Annotated in this window: 18 protein-coding genes and 1 riboswitch; of the genes, 9 read left to right on the top strand and 9 right to left on the bottom strand. The window is 37.9% G+C overall.

Going from position 1 to position 14,803, the window contains the following annotated elements:
• Positions 1-21 precede the first annotated feature (21 nt).
• The gene (locus MKX57_RS08230; RefSeq protein ID WP_008180199.1) at positions 22-222 is read left to right on the top strand and encodes a cold-shock protein; all 201 of its coding nucleotides are present in this window, start codon (positions 22-24) and stop codon (positions 220-222) included.
• 103 nt (positions 223-325) lie between these two features.
• On the opposite strand, the gene MKX57_RS08225 is transcribed toward MKX57_RS08230, so the two are convergent.
• The gene (locus MKX57_RS08225) at positions 326-1,111 is read right to left on the bottom strand and encodes a VOC family protein (RefSeq protein WP_008180197.1); all 786 of its coding nucleotides are present in this window, start codon (positions 1,109-1,111) and stop codon (positions 326-328) included.
• 157 nt (positions 1,112-1,268) lie between these two features.
• Here MKX57_RS08225 and MKX57_RS08220 point away from each other — a divergent pair, with 157 nt between their 5' ends.
• Complete coding sequence (locus MKX57_RS08220; RefSeq protein WP_008180194.1) at positions 1,269-1,754, top strand: flavin reductase family protein; 486 nt, start codon at positions 1,269-1,271, stop codon at positions 1,752-1,754.
• Positions 1,755-1,838: 84 nt separating this feature from the next.
• On the opposite strand, the gene MKX57_RS08215 is transcribed toward MKX57_RS08220, so the two are convergent.
• The 5 genes from MKX57_RS08215 to MKX57_RS08195 all read right to left on the bottom strand — a co-directional run bounded on the left by MKX57_RS08215 (position 1,839) and on the right by MKX57_RS08195 (position 5,739).
• Complete coding sequence (locus MKX57_RS08215) at positions 1,839-1,994, bottom strand: YezD family protein (RefSeq protein WP_080709351.1); 156 nt, start codon at positions 1,992-1,994, stop codon at positions 1,839-1,841.
• 69 nt (positions 1,995-2,063) lie between these two features.
• A riboswitch (SAM riboswitch) is annotated at positions 2,064-2,158 on the bottom strand.
• Between the two features lie 170 nt (positions 2,159-2,328).
• On the bottom strand, positions 2,329-3,423 hold the full coding sequence (locus MKX57_RS08210) for a heparan-alpha-glucosaminide N-acetyltransferase domain-containing protein (RefSeq protein WP_089985040.1): 1,095 nt from the start codon (positions 3,421-3,423) through the stop codon (positions 2,329-2,331).
• Positions 3,407-4,015, bottom strand: coding sequence for a TetR/AcrR family transcriptional regulator (locus MKX57_RS08205; RefSeq protein ID WP_239354451.1), 609 nt, complete (start codon positions 4,013-4,015; stop codon positions 3,407-3,409). Before MKX57_RS08205 ends, MKX57_RS08210 begins: the two co-directional genes overlap by 17 nt.
• 96 nt (positions 4,016-4,111) lie before the next feature.
• On the bottom strand, positions 4,112-4,786 hold the full coding sequence (locus MKX57_RS08200) for a phosphopantothenoylcysteine decarboxylase (RefSeq protein WP_342550892.1): 675 nt from the start codon (positions 4,784-4,786) through the stop codon (positions 4,112-4,114).
• A 74-nt stretch (positions 4,787-4,860) separates the two neighbouring features.
• Positions 4,861-5,739, bottom strand: a complete 879-nt coding sequence (locus tag MKX57_RS08195) for a LysR family transcriptional regulator (RefSeq protein WP_043990703.1) — start codon at positions 5,737-5,739, stop codon at positions 4,861-4,863.
• Positions 5,740-5,873: 134 nt separating this feature from the next.
• Here MKX57_RS08195 and MKX57_RS08190 point away from each other — a divergent pair, with 134 nt between their 5' ends.
• Positions 5,874-6,773, top strand: a complete 900-nt coding sequence (locus MKX57_RS08190) for a DMT family transporter (RefSeq protein WP_089985046.1) — start codon at positions 5,874-5,876, stop codon at positions 6,771-6,773.
• 273 nt (positions 6,774-7,046) lie between these two features.
• On the opposite strand, the gene MKX57_RS08185 is transcribed toward MKX57_RS08190, so the two are convergent.
• Together MKX57_RS08185 and MKX57_RS08180 are read right to left on the bottom strand one after the other, a co-directional pair.
• Positions 7,047-7,496, bottom strand: a complete 450-nt coding sequence (locus tag MKX57_RS08185; RefSeq protein WP_170844057.1) for a general stress protein — start codon at positions 7,494-7,496, stop codon at positions 7,047-7,049.
• Positions 7,497-7,691: 195 nt separating this feature from the next.
• The gene (locus MKX57_RS08180; protein WP_008181825.1) at positions 7,692-8,132 is read right to left on the bottom strand and encodes a DNA starvation/stationary phase protection protein; all 441 of its coding nucleotides are present in this window, start codon (positions 8,130-8,132) and stop codon (positions 7,692-7,694) included.
• Positions 8,133-8,366: 234 nt separating this feature from the next.
• Between MKX57_RS08180 and pepF the strand changes: the two genes are divergently transcribed.
• Positions 8,367-10,184, top strand: coding sequence for an oligoendopeptidase F (pepF, locus tag MKX57_RS08175; RefSeq protein ID WP_090001781.1), 1,818 nt, complete (start codon positions 8,367-8,369; stop codon positions 10,182-10,184).
• Between the two features lie 227 nt (positions 10,185-10,411).
• On the top strand, positions 10,412-11,395 hold the full coding sequence (locus MKX57_RS08170; protein WP_089985049.1) for an SEC-C domain-containing protein: 984 nt from the start codon (positions 10,412-10,414) through the stop codon (positions 11,393-11,395).
• Between the two features lie 68 nt (positions 11,396-11,463).
• Here the strand turns inward: MKX57_RS08170 and MKX57_RS08165 are convergent, their stop codons facing one another.
• Positions 11,464-11,655 carry a zinc-finger domain-containing protein gene (locus MKX57_RS08165; RefSeq protein ID WP_012293843.1) on the bottom strand — a complete coding sequence of 64 codons (192 nt, stop codon included), beginning with the start codon at positions 11,653-11,655 and terminating at the stop codon, positions 11,464-11,466.
• A 191-nt stretch (positions 11,656-11,846) separates the two neighbouring features.
• Between MKX57_RS08165 and MKX57_RS08160 the strand changes: the two genes are divergently transcribed.
• From MKX57_RS08160 to MKX57_RS08145, 4 genes are all read left to right on the top strand, one after another.
• Positions 11,847-12,239: a ribonuclease HI family protein gene (locus MKX57_RS08160; RefSeq protein ID WP_089985051.1), complete on the top strand. Its 393-nt coding sequence runs from the start codon at positions 11,847-11,849 to the stop codon at positions 12,237-12,239.
• Positions 12,240-12,496: 257 nt separating this feature from the next.
• On the top strand, positions 12,497-13,294 hold the full coding sequence (locus MKX57_RS08155; protein WP_090001779.1) for an amino acid ABC transporter substrate-binding protein: 798 nt from the start codon (positions 12,497-12,499) through the stop codon (positions 13,292-13,294).
• 65 nt (positions 13,295-13,359) lie between these two features.
• Positions 13,360-14,016: an amino acid ABC transporter permease gene (locus MKX57_RS08150; RefSeq protein WP_342550891.1), complete on the top strand. Its 657-nt coding sequence runs from the start codon at positions 13,360-13,362 to the stop codon at positions 14,014-14,016.
• Between the two features lie 11 nt (positions 14,017-14,027).
• Complete coding sequence (locus tag MKX57_RS08145; RefSeq protein ID WP_342532482.1) at positions 14,028-14,774, top strand: amino acid ABC transporter ATP-binding protein; 747 nt, start codon at positions 14,028-14,030, stop codon at positions 14,772-14,774.
• The last annotated feature ends 29 nt before the right edge of the window (positions 14,775-14,803 follow it).

Genomic DNA, 14,803 nt, shown 5'->3' with positions numbered 1-14,803 from the left:
GCGCATTGGAGGCGAATGCTTATGCAACATGGGATCGTAAAGTGGTTCAATAATGAAAAGGGTTATGGCTTTATTGAATGTGATGATGGAGAAGATGTATTTGTACATTTTACGGGCATCCAGGAGGAAGGCTTCCGTACACTTGAAGAAGGTCAAAAGGTTTCATTTGATGTTGTGGAAGGCAATCGCGGCCCGCAAGCATCAAATGTTGTAAAATTATAAGCTAGAATATAGTAAGTGGATGAAGTATTTGAAAATGGCTCAATCCACTTTTTGCATGTTTGCACATAAAAATCCACTTCAACGATTGAAGTGGATTTTTAATTTATTTATTAATCCAATAAAAAGCACCTGGACACACTAATGTTTCCTTTGTTCGGTGTGGATCCTTTAATGTTACACCGATTGGCCCTTCTTTTAAATGACCGAGCGTCATGCTAGATGCTGAGGCTTCCTCATAAAAATCCAAGCGCATATTCGCTAGCTGTAGAGACATAAACTGCTCATGCTGCTCAAACTCGGGTAGTTGTAATACTTTCTGCCAAAGCTGCACCGTCTCCTCCACATCCTTGACAAAAAACTGAATGGATTCCATTGTAATGGCTTGTTTTTCATCAATCGCGCCACTAGCCTTTAATTGAGCCAAACGCTCCTCATCTCCATCTGCCCATTCAATTAAGAAAGGAAAATCCACTGAAAGGCCAGGTCTGCCAAAATGCAATAGCTTCCATTCGATTATCGTGCCGTCTGGTCTTGTGCGGCTACAAGCATCGGGACCATATACTTCATAGCCCAATGCACGCAATCGTTGACCATCGTCTTCAATATTTTTGGTGCGCAAGGCAATTCGTGAAAATCCTTGGCGCTCACGATCACGTTTAAACGTATAATGTAGGGAATATGGGTACAGGGCCGCTTGCTCAAATAAATCACGATCATAAATAGCGATTTGTTCAATATAGCTTAAGCCAAAATAACTTAGCGTATTGTAAGTCCCCCACATCGTGTGTTGACCACCGTTCACTGTATGGACATTTCGTTTATTGAAGAAAACCTTTATATTTTCCGGTGATTCTACTTGATGTACCAGATGATCAAAATATAAAGTCATGGCAATTCCCCTTTCTTTCCCCCATTAGCTTTACCTGGATGTGTAATTGATTTAATATTTACTTAAGAAAAGGAGTTACTATATGGTATGAAAAAAGTGCAATTTACCTACTAACTCCGTTAACTAATTTATTACTAACTATAAAGAGGTGATTTGAATGACAGATCATGTTGCTGCTTTTAAATTGGCATTAGGTAACTATCCTACAGGTGTAACAGTTGTTACAGCTTGTCATGAAACGAATCCAATTGGCTTAACCGTCAATTCTTTTGCATCTGTTTCTATTGATCCACTACTTATTTTATGGTCACTTGATAAAAAATCTCAGCTCCATCCTTACTTTATGAGTGCGGAAAAATTCGCTGTCAATATTTTAGCAAGTGATCAAGAGCAATTATGTACATTATTTGCAAGTAAAGTCCCAGATCGCTTTGCTCAAGCAAAATGGTCTACTTCTTCTTTAGGACTACCGATTTTACATGATACAGCAGCTATTTTACAATGTAAATCCTTTCAGCAAATAGATGCAGGTGATCATACTATTTTTATTGGCCAGGTGCTAGATATTACAAACTCTCAAAAGGAGCCCCTTCTCTATCATCGCCGTCATATCGGTCAGATTCCAAAAAGCTTCTATAGCTAATTGCCATAAAAAAAGGGCCACTTGTAAGCAACGGAAACCATGCTTATTGGTGGCCTTTTCACATCGTTCAACTGAAATGATCCTTTATTTCTTCTGAGGAAATCTCTGCTTTTCAAGCCTATTAATTTGAACAATTACACCATCCTGAATCGTAATATGCACTTCACCAAATTCAAGATTTTGAATGGCCTTTGCAATAGCCTCTAATTTCTTATCTTCTACCTTTGCCGACTGAGCCATACGATACACCCCTTCTTTTTCATCCTTGTTGTACAAAAGAGGCCAATGCATCAAACTGATTGATAGCCCCTCCTATCTCTCAGATACATCGGTTGGAAGTGGCACCTATGTTTCGGTTGCCGAGGCTTCATTGGGCCAAGTCCCTCCACCTATCTTGATAAGAGTACTGCGTTTCTTGAAAATAATTCTATAATTCTGTAATAAGATTGTCAATATAAAATATTAGAAAACCTAGCTGAATACTTTGTAATGATTATTTTAGATTAGAAAACTATCTATATCTAAAGTATTTTATGCCTAATCAACGAGAAATAGATGGCAATCCATTAATTTATTACGAACTCCATTTCCTCATCAAGAATTCAAGGGGACCTCGACGATGTTTAGCTCTCCACCAGACAGAAACAAGCACACATCCTACAAAGTAACAGCAGGCATATAGCATGGAAAAGGTAAGCGTCTGATTCTCCAACTTTTGGCAAACAATTAATATTCCAATCCCAATAAAAACATGGCCGACATAATGCGTTAAAGACAATTGTCCCGTAAAGATCAAAGCTTCAATTACTTTATTTTTACATGTCTCAACAAGATAGATGGAGCCCACGATAAGGACAATTGCCGACGCTGAGTTAGATAGAACATACATCGTATTCGGTGGAATCGGTCCCGTATCAAATAAATACAATGCACTCTCTACATCTAATAAATGGATCGTTGTCATCTTAATAAATATCGTTGAAAAAGTCTCCGTCATTATGACTAGCAATAAGCCCATCACCAATAAGATTTTTCGTAATGAACGATTAGTTAAATCTAATGTGCCGATTACCATGCCAGTTAGAAAGAAACAAATCCAGGGAAATAGTGGATGATAGCCATTAAACATCAAATTTCTTATAAATCCTGCCGGTGTCCAAAAATCAAGATACTCTAGTAATACATATGTTGGATGCCACCCAGCGAAGTAATTAAATTGAATTTGGAGCCATTGTGAAAGGATGAGGATGACACCGATTATGAACATCATCATTTTCTTGGATTGGGCAATCAAACATGCGGCAACAAACATATACACGCCATAATAATGTAAGATATCTCCTGTCCAGCCTACTGCATATAGGACTATTCCTATCACGAATAACAAAAACGACCTCTTCCACAAAGTAAGTCGATTCTTACGAAGAAGTATTGGGTCCTTAGTCTCTCTAGCCTGACGAGTCATTAAAGCTGTTCCTATTCCTGCTAGCATGACAAATACGGCCGAGGCACGCCCCTCAAATAGATTTTGTAAGGCCATCAACCATGTTGAACCATTCGTTGTAGAACCCGTTATGACTCCAAAATTGACAATGAACATACCAAACATGGCGAGAGCTCTTGCAAAATCAAGACCTTCAATGCGCCGATTATCATCTCTTATTGCCATCTTCGCCTCCTTGGATAACACTATGCACAGCCTCCTTCCAAATAGCTCTGTAGTCCAATTGGTTACCTGTTAACATGAAATTACCGATATTATCATAGACCAAGGCTAGCATCTGTGCCTTTGCTTCTATAGTGGGAGTATCCTCTAGAACCCCTAGCTCCACGCCATATTGTAGGACTTCCACAAAGCTTGTTAAAAAGCTGGTTTCTAGCTCTACTAATTGTTTCTTATAGCTTTCATCGCGAGCTGCTAATAGTACATATTGGTTAAATATTTTATTAAAATAAGGATCCTTGCCCTGCGCCTCAATAGACTTATAGCCCAGCTCGAGTACTTCCTCCTTGAAATTAACGCGAGAAAGCTCTTTATAATCCACAGCGACATCTTGTTGAATTACTTTATACAGTTCATCAAATAAGTAAGTGATTAATTGATCCTTTGATTGAAAATAATAATAAATGGCTGGTTTTGATATACCGACCTCTGCAGCAATCATGGCTAAGCTTGTTTTTTCAAACCCTTTTTCTGCAAACATCACATAAGCAACTTCTATAATCTTTTGAAAAGTTTGTTCCTTATTCCCCATCATCATTCTCCTTTTTTACCGACCGTTAAGTAAATATTAAATGATACTCCTCTTTTAGACAAGAAAAAACTGTGTAGAAATATTTCTCTACACAGTTCATATTTATTGATGTTGTAAATATATCATTAAAGCTTCGGCTGTTTTTTGCTTGCCCATTACTTTCATAGGCAGTCCATCAGCAGGTACAATCCAATGGGGCTCGTCCCCGCCATATAAAGATTGAGAGCTATTGGCTACCATCAATTGAGCATGAGCTGTTTCCATTCGCAGTCGTGCACGTGCTAATAAAAACTCCTCGTCATCGGTCGCTTCTAGCTTAAACCCTACTAGCGTCACATTCGGTTGCCAGCCTTTAATTTGCCCTAAGACTTTTGGCGCCTTTTTAAAATGAATAATAGGTGGCTCATCGGAAGGCATTTTCCCCGCTTCCTCCATCAAATTGCCTGATTGATCATATACTTTATCGATGACCCAATCGGAGCCAGCCGCAGCCATAATAACGATATCTACATGTTCTTGTTGGACAGCATGACGAACCTTTTCTCCTAAATCCTCAATACCTTCAAATCTAATCAATTTCATTTGATCGTGATTCACTGGAAGCTGTGCAAAATAACCATGCATATATACTACATTAGCACCAGCAGCGAGTGCCGTCTCCGCTAAATAACAGCCCATTGTCCCTTTTGATAAATTCGTATGCCCTCGTACACGATCCCATTTTTCAAGTGTTCCCCCACTTGTAATGAGTACGGTTTTACCTTGTAATGTCCCCATCCACTCACCTATTTTCTAAAATATATACACCTACTATTTTACCGTAATGCAAGGATAGGCTTCAATAGATTCCATCATAGTGCATTTTTTTGTTCCATTAACCATGCACTTAAAATTTCCGCAAATTTCTTCGTTACAGGTGATGCATTATGCTTCATCGCAATCCCAATCGTACGGTAGGCACCTTGCTTCAGAGGAATCGCTCTTAAGGTAGGCGGCAAAGTCTGAATGACCAATTGGGGTAAAATACTAATCCCAAGTTGATGAGAAATCATGGAAACAATGCCGACCTCCTCTGAAAGCTCAAAGCGAATATTGGGCTTCACATGATATTGTTCCAACAAAACTTTGACATCATTGGTCCCTTTATAGGAAGTCATAATAAAAGGCATATCTTCCAAATCAACAATATCGATCTCAGACTTATTAAATAGTGGACTTTGATCTGAAACGATACATAATAAAGGGTCCTGCTGTAATTCCGTATACTGATATTGCTCAGATTTTTGACCATTTAAAAAACCAGCCTCTATTTCCCCACTGAGTAGCCATTGTTCAATTTCATAATAATCACCCTCGCGTAATTCCACCTGTATTCCAGGAAACTGATTATCCATAATCCTAATAATTTCTGGCATCCAATTGGAAGATATACTTGAAATAACGCCAATACGCACGTTTCCTCTTGTTACTCCATGAATATGTGCTGCCTCTTGTTGCAATAATTCCTGTGCGTCTAAAACCTGACGCATCGCCCTTAGCATGGTTTGCCCCTCACTTGTCAGTGTGACACCCACTCTACTTCGATGTATGAGCGCAAATCCAAAATCTTTTTCTAAACTTGACACGGCGTGACTGACAGCAGACTGAGTTAGTCCGAGTGCATCTGCTGCTTTTGTAAAGCTTGCTACCTCTGCTACCTTTGTTAAAATCTCATATTTCACTAAGCTCATCAGCAATACCTCTACATACATGAATTTTTTTAATCCTAATCATTATAAACATTCGTTTTACTAATCTCAACACAAGATATATAGTAATTTTTAGTATAAAAACTGTTTTAGTACACAGATGGTAGGTGAACATAATGAGTATCCAAGGAAAAGCAAATGTATTGATGGTTATTGTCACAATGTTTTGGGGACTATCTTATACCTTTATGGTCATGGGGCTTGAAACATTGGCTGTTTATAATGTGGTGGCATTGCGTTGTATCATCGCATTTTTAGTAGCAGGGCTTATTTTTTATAAACGGATGATTAAGGTAAATGGTAAGACTTTAAAATATGCAGCTATCCAAGGATTTTTATTATTCATTGTGTTCGCATTAAGCTTATTTGGCTTACAGTCCACGTCAGTTTCAAATGCAGGCTTTATATTAAGTCTAACGGTTGTATTAGTGCCGATTTTCAGTAGCTTTATTGATAAAAAATTACCTTCCAGAGCCGTCAGCTTTGCAATTATTTGTACGATGATTGGTATAACAGTATTAACGGCGCAAGGTTCATTCTCCTTCCATAAAGGAGATTTGTTAGTAGCAATCGCTGCTCTATGCTATTCTATTTATTTACTTTTAAACAGTTCATTTACACGGAATGTGGAATCTATTTCATACGGCATTTACCAATTAGGCTTCGCTGGCATTTATGCGCTAATCCTAACATTATTATTGGAAACACCGACGTTACCAAATAATACGACATCCTGGATTGCTATTTTAGGTCTTGGAATCATTTGTAGTGCGTTTTGCTTCGTTGGTCAAACTGTTGCACAACAGTATACTTCTGCTACACATACAGGTCTAATTTTTTCCCTAGAACCTATATTTGCAGCAATGTTTGCGATGATGTTCATCGGTGAAGGATTGACAGTGAAACTCGTTATTGGTGGTAGCTTTATTTTGATTGGTAATTTATTTGCTCAATTAGAGCATTTCCATGTATTGCGCTTTATTAAAAAAGATGCACCAGAAAAAGTAATTCATTAAAAAACAGAGTGATCCACAATGATCACTCTGTTCAAACTATGGGCAACAGCCATCGAGAAGTTCACTCTCGATGGCTGTTGTCATCCCTACAATCACCCATTTTTAGTAATACACTAGCTACTAGGGTGTACGCTTTCTGCGGGCGGGGTCGAGCTTTACTTTATTTTATTGTCAAATTGTCAAAGAAAAAAGACTGTAGACAAACTCAAAATTCATTGAGAGTTTGTCTACAGTATGAACAGAGTGATTCACAATGATCAAACTGTTTTCCTTTTATAAAAATCTTCTAAGTTGCTCAGCCTCATTCAGGCGTTCTTGTCTTAAACGCTCTTCCTGCTCAGCAGCTGTTTCCGGGTGTTGTGATTGTAGCGTATCATAATCATCATCCCGTTCTGCAAATAATACGATACTCCCCTGCTCTACAAGATGAGCATAGTAAGCGATTTGCCCATCGGAAAGATTAAAGCGTTTTAATCCTTCTGTTACAGCAGAATCACCTGTAAACCAAGATTTAAATTGGTCCACCCAGTTACCAGCCTCATGTGTGTGGACATCATCATCCCATTTCACATCCTCCAACTGCTGGGAGTCTTTCGCAATAATATGGATATCCTCTTTATGGAAACCTTCTGTTCGCATATTTTCTAGAATATGAAGCATTTCGTCCCTTGTATGGGCCACCTCAATTTTTGGATTTTGTTCATTCATCATGTTCATGTTCATGTTCAATTCCTCCTAATTTGTATGGCTTACTAAATAATTACCCTGACTATGGGGAAACAAACTCTTTTTGCCGCTTCGTTACCAAACTGTAATAAATGTTACTATGCTTTTATACAAGTCCTCTTTTTGTCATAAAGAGATAAAAAACCTAAAAAAAAAGCATCCCCAAATTGTCTGGGAATGCTTGTAAACCGTTTATTTGTCGAGGAAGGCTTTTAACATCCAAGTATGCTTTTCAAGGGATTGGTACATCGCATTCAGTAAATCCTCTGTACGGTCATCCCCTTCCTCTGCTGCTAGCTCCATTGTGGAATTCAACGCTTTCATAAGCTTTTGGAAATCCGAAATCGTCGTTGCTACCATTTCCTCCGTCGACTCATTTCCTGTTGCTTCCTCTACATAGGATAGCTCTAGATGTTCTTTTAAAGTCGCAACAGGCTTGCCATCCTTCGAAAGAATGCGTTCTGCAATTTCATCTAAATTCAACGTTGTTTCATTATACAATTCTTCAAATTTTGCATGCAGTGTAAAGAATGCGGGCCCTGTGACATACCAATGATAATTGTGCAGCTTTGTATAAAGTACTGACCATGTTGATACTAGCTTATTTAATTGTTTGTTTAAGTTTTGTGTCATAATTACTTCTCCTCCAATGTGTCAATTGTTCTAGCCTTTAGTATGCGTTACAAATGATGTTGGCTATACACATATTGTTCCCGTCTAGCAATATTTCAAACATACTCCTACTTACTGGATTAAAAAACAGGACTCTTTTCTTTAAGAATATTTCAACTATTCTATTAAATTATTTCACTTTCCGAAATAGTTTCGTTATAATGAAATCACTTATATGTAAAGGGGTGTTTATAAATGGAAGTTTTACCATTACGAAAAGATGTTGCAGTAGAAGAAACGTGGGATTTAACTGATTTACTGAAAAATGATGCAGATTTTGAACCTATTTTAGCGCAGCTTGTAGAGGAGGCTCTTAGCTTTGAACAAACGTATCAAGGCTCCATTACAGATGCGCAAAAAGTTATCGATGTATTAACGGCTTTCGAAAATTTGCAAAAAAGTATCGTTCCAATTGGTACGTATGCGAGCTTAAACCTACAGGTAGATCGAACAGATGATGTAGCCCAAATGCGTGCTGCAAAATTTGGTACAGCTATCGGTAAAATAAGCAGTGCCTTATCATTCGTACGGAGTGAATTACTTGCTTTGGATGAAGGGGTACTACAAGAAGCAGCAACATTAAGCCCTCTTTACAAACATTATTTAGAGGAATTATTAAAACGGAAACCTCATCAGCTACATCCAGAAGTTGAAAAAACGCTTGCTGCCTTTAGTTCTACTTTTGATGCGCCATACGAAACATATAATACGACGAAATTAGTAGATATGAATTTTGGTGAATTTGAAGCAGATGGTGAAAGGCATCCGTTAAGCTTTGTCCTTTATGAAAATAATTGGGAGTTTGAGGCCAATACAGAAGTGCGCCGTGCTGCCTTTAAAGCTTTTTCAAGCAAGTTGAGTGATTATCAACATACAACAGCACAAGTTTATAACACACATATTCAACAAGAAAAAACAATGGCGGATCTACGAGGCTTTGATTCCATTTTTGATTATTTACTATTCGATCAAGATGTCGATCGCTCCCTTTATAATCGCCAAATCGATTTGATTTCAAAAGAGCTTGCCCCACATATGCGTCGATATGCAAAATTAATTCAAAAAGCGAATGGCATTGAGCACATGACATTTGCAGATTTGAAAATCGCTTTAGATTCTGCCTATGATCCAAAATTATCGATGGACGAAGCGAAGGAATATGTTGATAAATCATTAGCGGTTATGGGTGAAGACTACAATCACCTAATGGACAGAGCCTTCAAGGAACGTTGGATCGACTTTGCACCAAATAAAGGGAAATCTACAGGGGCATTCTGTTCAAGTCCTTATGGTAGTCACCCATATATTTTAATGTCATGGAATGAACGTATGAATGAAGTCTTTACCCTCGTTCATGAGCTTGGTCATGCAGGACATTTTGCGAATACGTATGCGCATCAATCCTATTTTAACAGTCGCCCTTCCCTATACTTTATTGAAGCACCATCTACTATGAATGAAATGCTGCTAGCGAATTATTTATTAACGCATAATGAAGATGTGCGCTTTAAGCGTTGGGTGATTTCAAATATTGTTTCTAAAACGTATTATCATAACTTTGTCACACACTTACTTGAAGCCGCGTACCAACGAAAAGTATATGAATTGGTGGACGCTGGTGAGTCTGTCAATGCGAATATTTTAAACCAGTTAAAACGTTCGGTGCTAGAAGAATTCTGGGGTGATGCAGTGGATATTACGGAAGGTGCTGAACTGACGTGGATGCGTCAGCCTCATTATTATATGGGCCTTTACCCATACACTTATAGTGCGGGCTTAACTATTTCAACACAAGTATCTCAGCGCATTTTAAAAGAAGGTGATGCAGCTGTTGAAGAATGGTTAGCTGTCCTGCAGGCTGGTGGAACAAAATCCCCTGTGGAATTAGCACAAATGGCAGGCGTTGATATTACAACGGATCAACCACTTCGAGATACGATTGCCTATATTGGTCATTTGGTAGACGAGCTTGAGCGCCTCACACTGGAAATTGAGGCTGTGCAACAATCATAAAATTTCTAGAAAACGGTTCTGTGCTTGCAACGTACAGATCGTTTTCTTTTTTTAGTTCTAAGTGAAAACGTGCATACATATACTTGAATTAGGGCGTCCCTCCACACTTTTTAGATATTTCAAAATAGACAATCATTTTTCTTCATACAAAAGTACCGTTATTATTAATAGTACGCAAATTATTTAGCAATATACGATTAACAATTGTCAAAGGAAGTGTTCTAATTATGGTAAAACGTAATGATCCATGCCCATGCGGTAGCGGCAAAAAATATAAAAAATGTTGTGAAGGTAAACAACAAGTAACAGTGGAAACAGTACAAATCGAAGAATTAGAGCGTGTGCTACAAACATTTTACTTAGAGTATCCTGAGCGTAAAGATGTTCGTGCTTATATCGAGCATGTAGGCACATGGCAACCTAAATTAGAGAGCGTGCTACAGCGTGAGCTGATTGAAGCCATCGCTTTAGACGACTTTTTCTTCCATCAAGAGCCATCTATTTGGAAAAGTTATTTAAAGAAAACGAAGAAAAAAGCAGTTAGACCTTCTACAGTAAAAGTACTGGAAGACTGGTCTCACCCTACATTATTTATCGGTACGGTAACTGTTGTTGAGGAAAAATATTTTAAAGCTAGCCATTTACTTACAAATGAAGAGCTTTATATTCGTCGTGAAAATAATAAACCAATTCCGGAAGGCATGCATGTCTTTGCCTTTATTTTACCGGATGGAACGAAGAAATTGACACATTATTTAGCTGTGTCTACATTGATTTTCTTCCCTGAGGACCATTTAAAAGTATTTGAAGAATTCAAGAAAAACTTTGAAGCATCCGAGAAAAAGGTTGGAGCTTTCTTAAAAGAAGAACATCTTGCATTCTGGGAATTACTTGTCTCCAACGGCTATAAAGGGGAAGAATTCACTAATTTTGAAAGCACAGTCCTTACACAAGTAAAAGAATTCTTAGAGCAAAATGATCGTGAAACAGCTCCAATACTTGAGCTATTAGAGGACTATTTAATAGAAGGACAACCTACTGCGCGCAAAGAGGCGGCTATTGCTGCTGGTGCAATTCGTTATGGCCAGGAAAAAGAGCTCTTTGAATCTCTTTCTATGACGGTAAAAGAAATTGCCGCAACTTTTGATATTTCCGCTTCTTCACTTACAAAGTATTACCAAGATTTAACTAGCTATGTCGAAACAAAATAAAACCTAAAAAAGAAGCTACATTTATTAGCATTTGCTGATAAGTGTAGCTTTTTCTAAACGGTGCCTATTTATTTACTGTAAACTTTCAAAAGCTCTTCACCTAAAAACTGTAGCTTTTCTCCAATTGAACAAGCTTCAATACAGAAGCGATGAGCTCCTGGTTTACCACGTTCTTTACGTAATTGCTGAATGACTAAGCAATCTGCGCAATACGTATCATGCAGTTCGTCTATATCCTTCATAACCGTCACTTTATCCATGTGAACTCTCGCTCCTTTCACGTCCAAAATTCACTTCCTACTATTATGAAGCGTTCATTTTGAACAAGCAACTATTTTGTTTATCCACTTCAGCAATTTTTTTCAAGCACATCACGACTAGCACATAGGTGTTTTACAGCGTATCCATGTTGTACAATTATATGGAAGTCAAATAGTAAAGTAGGGATGATATGTTAGAGGTTTATATAGATGCTGCTAGTGCAGGTAACCCTGGTCCAAGTGGCATTGGTATATTTATTAAAGGAGAGGGTCAACATATACAAATTAGTGAGTATATCGGGCTAACAAATAATCATATTGCTGAATTTACTGCTTTAGTCCGGGGACTCGAGGAAGCACAAAAGCTTAATTCTACACTTGTTTCCGTTCGCTCTGATTCTAAAATCGTTGTCGCTTCTATGGAAAAAGAATATGTGAAAAACGAGGAATTTAAACCTTTTCTGGAAAAAGCATTATGGCTCGCCAACACCTTCGATTTATTTTTTATTAAATGGGTGCCTGATTCTCAAAACAAAGCTGCTGATGCCTTGGCACGAAAAGCTATACAAAACAATAATCATTAACCAATGCATGCCACAGGACTGTTTACTATAACAGTCCCTTTTCTTTCCCCTTCTATTCAGATACTTACTATCTCCTGTTCCATTATTTTTATGAAATCAATTTTCTTACAAAGATCATACTAAATTAGCTATAAAATGCATAAAATTTTCTGATTAATCCAAAACGATATTGACATCCATTAGCCTCGGTGATATCCTTTAACACATTAGTAGTTTAGCAAACGAAAGCGATAGATTTATATAGGGGGAAATAAAGGATGAAACGTATAATCACTTTAGTTATGATGCTAACAACTGTAATTGTTTTAGCAGCATGTGGCACATCAAAAGAAAAATCAGCAGAGAAAGACCAATCTTCAGCTGATCAAGAAACCATCATTATTGGTATTGACGATAAATTTGCACCAATGGGCTTCCGTGATGATAAAAATGAAATCGTGGGATTCGATATAGATTTAGCACGTGCGGCAGCTGAGCATATGGGCGTAGAAGCTGAATTCCAACCAATCGACTGGAAAACGAAAGAGGCTGAATTACTCAGTGGACGTATTGATTTAATTTGGAACGGTTATACCATTACAGATGAGCGCAAAGAAAAAGTATTATTTACAAAGCCTTATCTTGAAAACTCTCAAGTGGTTATGACAAAAGCAGATTCTAAGATTATTAAATTAAATGATTTAGCAGGCAAAGAAGTAGGCATTCAATCTCTTTCTTCTGCTGCAGATGCATTAAATGGTAACCCTATCCATAAAGAAGTGAAAACCATTACAGAATTCTCGGATAACGTTTTAGCTTTATCAGACTTAAAAACAGGTCGTGTCGATGCCGTCGTAATTGATGCTGTTGTAGCAGAATATTACATGACACAAGAGCCTGATACATTTAAATTATTAGAGGAATCACTTGCTCCCGAACAATACGGTATTGGTGTAAAACCAGGGAACGAAGCATTATTGGAAAAACTGCAAGCTGCATTTGACAAAATGAATGAAGATGGTACAGCAGCTGACATTTCAACAAAATGGTTCGGTGAGGATAAAGTTTTAAAATAAGGACAGGATATTTATTGTAAGAGTTTCCTCTGCGAAACTCTTACTCTTTTTGGAGGGACATCACTATGGCAGATTACTGGCAAACTATGATATGGCCGATGCTAGAAGGCGCGAAAATGACAGTTATACTGTTTTTCATCGCCATTCTTATATCGATTCCATTTGGCTTTTTACTAACACTCGCAGTGAAAAGTCGTATTAAACCACTTTCTTGGCTTGCACATACGTATATTTATATCATGCGTGGTACGCCACTATTACTACAATTATTATTAATTTGCTTTGGTCTACCTATGCTGCCAGTAATCGGTGAATATTTAGTATTGGATCGTTTTGTAGCCGCATGTCTTGGCTTTATTTTAAATTACGCTGCCTACTTTGCTGAAATTTTTCGTGGTGGTTTACTCGCCATCGATAAAGGACAATATGAGGCAGCACAAGTACTCGGTTTATCAAAATGGCAAACAACAACACGTGTCATTTTGCCACAAATGTTTCGCGTAGCATTACCAGCTTTATCGAATGAATCGGTTACGCTAATTAAGGACACAGCCCTGCTCTATGCTGTAGCTGTTCCAGAATTGCTACATTTTGCACAAATAGCCGTCAATCGTGACTTTACGATTGTACCTTTCTTTATTGCTGGTGCTATTTATTTAATCATGACGCTGATCTTGACCGTATTCTTTAAATGGCTAGAAAAACGTTTTATATTTGAATAGAGGTGATCTATATGGCATTGATGGCAGTAACAAACTTAAAGAAATCTTTCAATCAAGTGGAGGTTCTTAAACAAATTTCATTTTCAGTGGAGAAGAACGATGTCATTGCGGTGATTGGTCCCTCTGGATCTGGTAAAAGTACAATGCTTCGAAGCTTAATTCATTTAGAAGAAATTGATGGTGGTAGCATTTTAGTAGATGGTGATTATCTTGTGCAGGACGGCGTTTATGCCAAGCCTCAGGAAATCAAAAACCTGACAGCTAAAATGGGGATGGTCTTTCAACATTTTAACCTATTCCCCCACTTAACAGTCCAGCAAAACCTTGAAATGGCCCCTCTCTTATTAAAACAAGAATCAGCTGAAGCCATTTCGAGCCGTTGTCTAGATTTATTGAAAAAAATTGGACTTTCCGAGAAGGCAAACGCCTATCCAGCTAATCTATCCGGTGGTCAAAAGCAACGAGTTGCAATTGCCCGTGCTTTAATGATGAACCCTCAAATTTTATTATTTGATGAGCCAACGTCTGCCTTAGATCCAGAGCTGACAGGAGAAGTATTAAAGGTCATGAAAAGCTTAGCTGAAGACCATATGACGATGATTGTCGTTACACATGAAATGGGCTTTGCGCGAGAAGTAGCCAATAAGGTTGTCTTTATGGATGATGGACAAATTATCGAATCCGACCACCCAGAAAACTTCTTTACGAACCCACAAAATGAACGGACAAAGGCATTTTTACAAAAGAACCTAAACTAAAAGGCGAGCAGACGTAACTGCTCTCCCTT

Origin of the sequence: Lysinibacillus sp. FSL M8-0216 (genome assembly GCF_038595555.1) — a bacterium.
In the GTDB taxonomy this organism is placed as follows: Bacteria; Bacillota; Bacilli; order Bacillales_A; family Planococcaceae; genus Lysinibacillus; species Lysinibacillus fusiformis.
This window is presented reverse-complemented; position numbering and strand designations above follow the sequence as displayed.

Bases quoted from the DNA above. Each gene is read 5' to 3' on its own strand.
- MKX57_RS08180 (WP_008181825.1), bottom strand. From the start codon at position 8,132: ATGACACAAAACTTAAACAAACAATTAAATAAGCTAGTATCAACATGG.
- MKX57_RS08160 (WP_089985051.1), top strand. From the start codon at position 11,847: ATGTTAGAGGTTTATATAGATGCTGCTAGTGCAGGTAACCCTGGTCCA.
- MKX57_RS08215 (WP_080709351.1), bottom strand. From the start codon at position 1,994: ATGGCTCAGTCGGCAAAGGTAGAAGATAAGAAATTAGAGGCTATTGCA.
- MKX57_RS08230 (WP_008180199.1), top strand. From the start codon at position 22: ATGCAACATGGGATCGTAAAGTGGTTCAATAATGAAAAGGGTTATGGC.
- MKX57_RS08200 (WP_342550892.1), bottom strand. From the start codon at position 4,786: ATGGGGACATTACAAGGTAAAACCGTACTCATTACAAGTGGGGGAACA.
- MKX57_RS08195 (WP_043990703.1), bottom strand. From the start codon at position 5,739: ATGAGCTTAGTGAAATATGAGATTTTAACAAAGGTAGCAGAGGTAGCA.
- MKX57_RS08150 (WP_342550891.1), top strand. From the start codon at position 13,360: ATGGCAGATTACTGGCAAACTATGATATGGCCGATGCTAGAAGGCGCG.
- MKX57_RS08170 (WP_089985049.1), top strand. From the start codon at position 10,412: ATGGTAAAACGTAATGATCCATGCCCATGCGGTAGCGGCAAAAAATAT.
- MKX57_RS08155 (WP_090001779.1), top strand. From the start codon at position 12,497: ATGAAACGTATAATCACTTTAGTTATGATGCTAACAACTGTAATTGTT.
- MKX57_RS08205 (WP_239354451.1), bottom strand. From the start codon at position 4,015: ATGATGATGGGGAATAAGGAACAAACTTTTCAAAAGATTATAGAAGTT.
- MKX57_RS08145 (WP_342532482.1), top strand. From the start codon at position 14,028: ATGGCATTGATGGCAGTAACAAACTTAAAGAAATCTTTCAATCAAGTG.
- pepF (WP_090001781.1), top strand. From the start codon at position 8,367: ATGGAAGTTTTACCATTACGAAAAGATGTTGCAGTAGAAGAAACGTGG.
- MKX57_RS08165 (WP_012293843.1), bottom strand. From the start codon at position 11,655: ATGGATAAAGTGACGGTTATGAAGGATATAGACGAACTGCATGATACG.
- MKX57_RS08210 (WP_089985040.1), bottom strand. From the start codon at position 3,423: ATGGCAATAAGAGATGATAATCGGCGCATTGAAGGTCTTGATTTTGCA.
- MKX57_RS08220 (WP_008180194.1), top strand. From the start codon at position 1,269: ATGACAGATCATGTTGCTGCTTTTAAATTGGCATTAGGTAACTATCCT.
- MKX57_RS08190 (WP_089985046.1), top strand. From the start codon at position 5,874: ATGAGTATCCAAGGAAAAGCAAATGTATTGATGGTTATTGTCACAATG.
- MKX57_RS08225 (WP_008180197.1), bottom strand. From the start codon at position 1,111: ATGACTTTATATTTTGATCATCTGGTACATCAAGTAGAATCACCGGAA.
- MKX57_RS08185 (WP_170844057.1), bottom strand. From the start codon at position 7,496: ATGAACATGAACATGATGAATGAACAAAATCCAAAAATTGAGGTGGCC.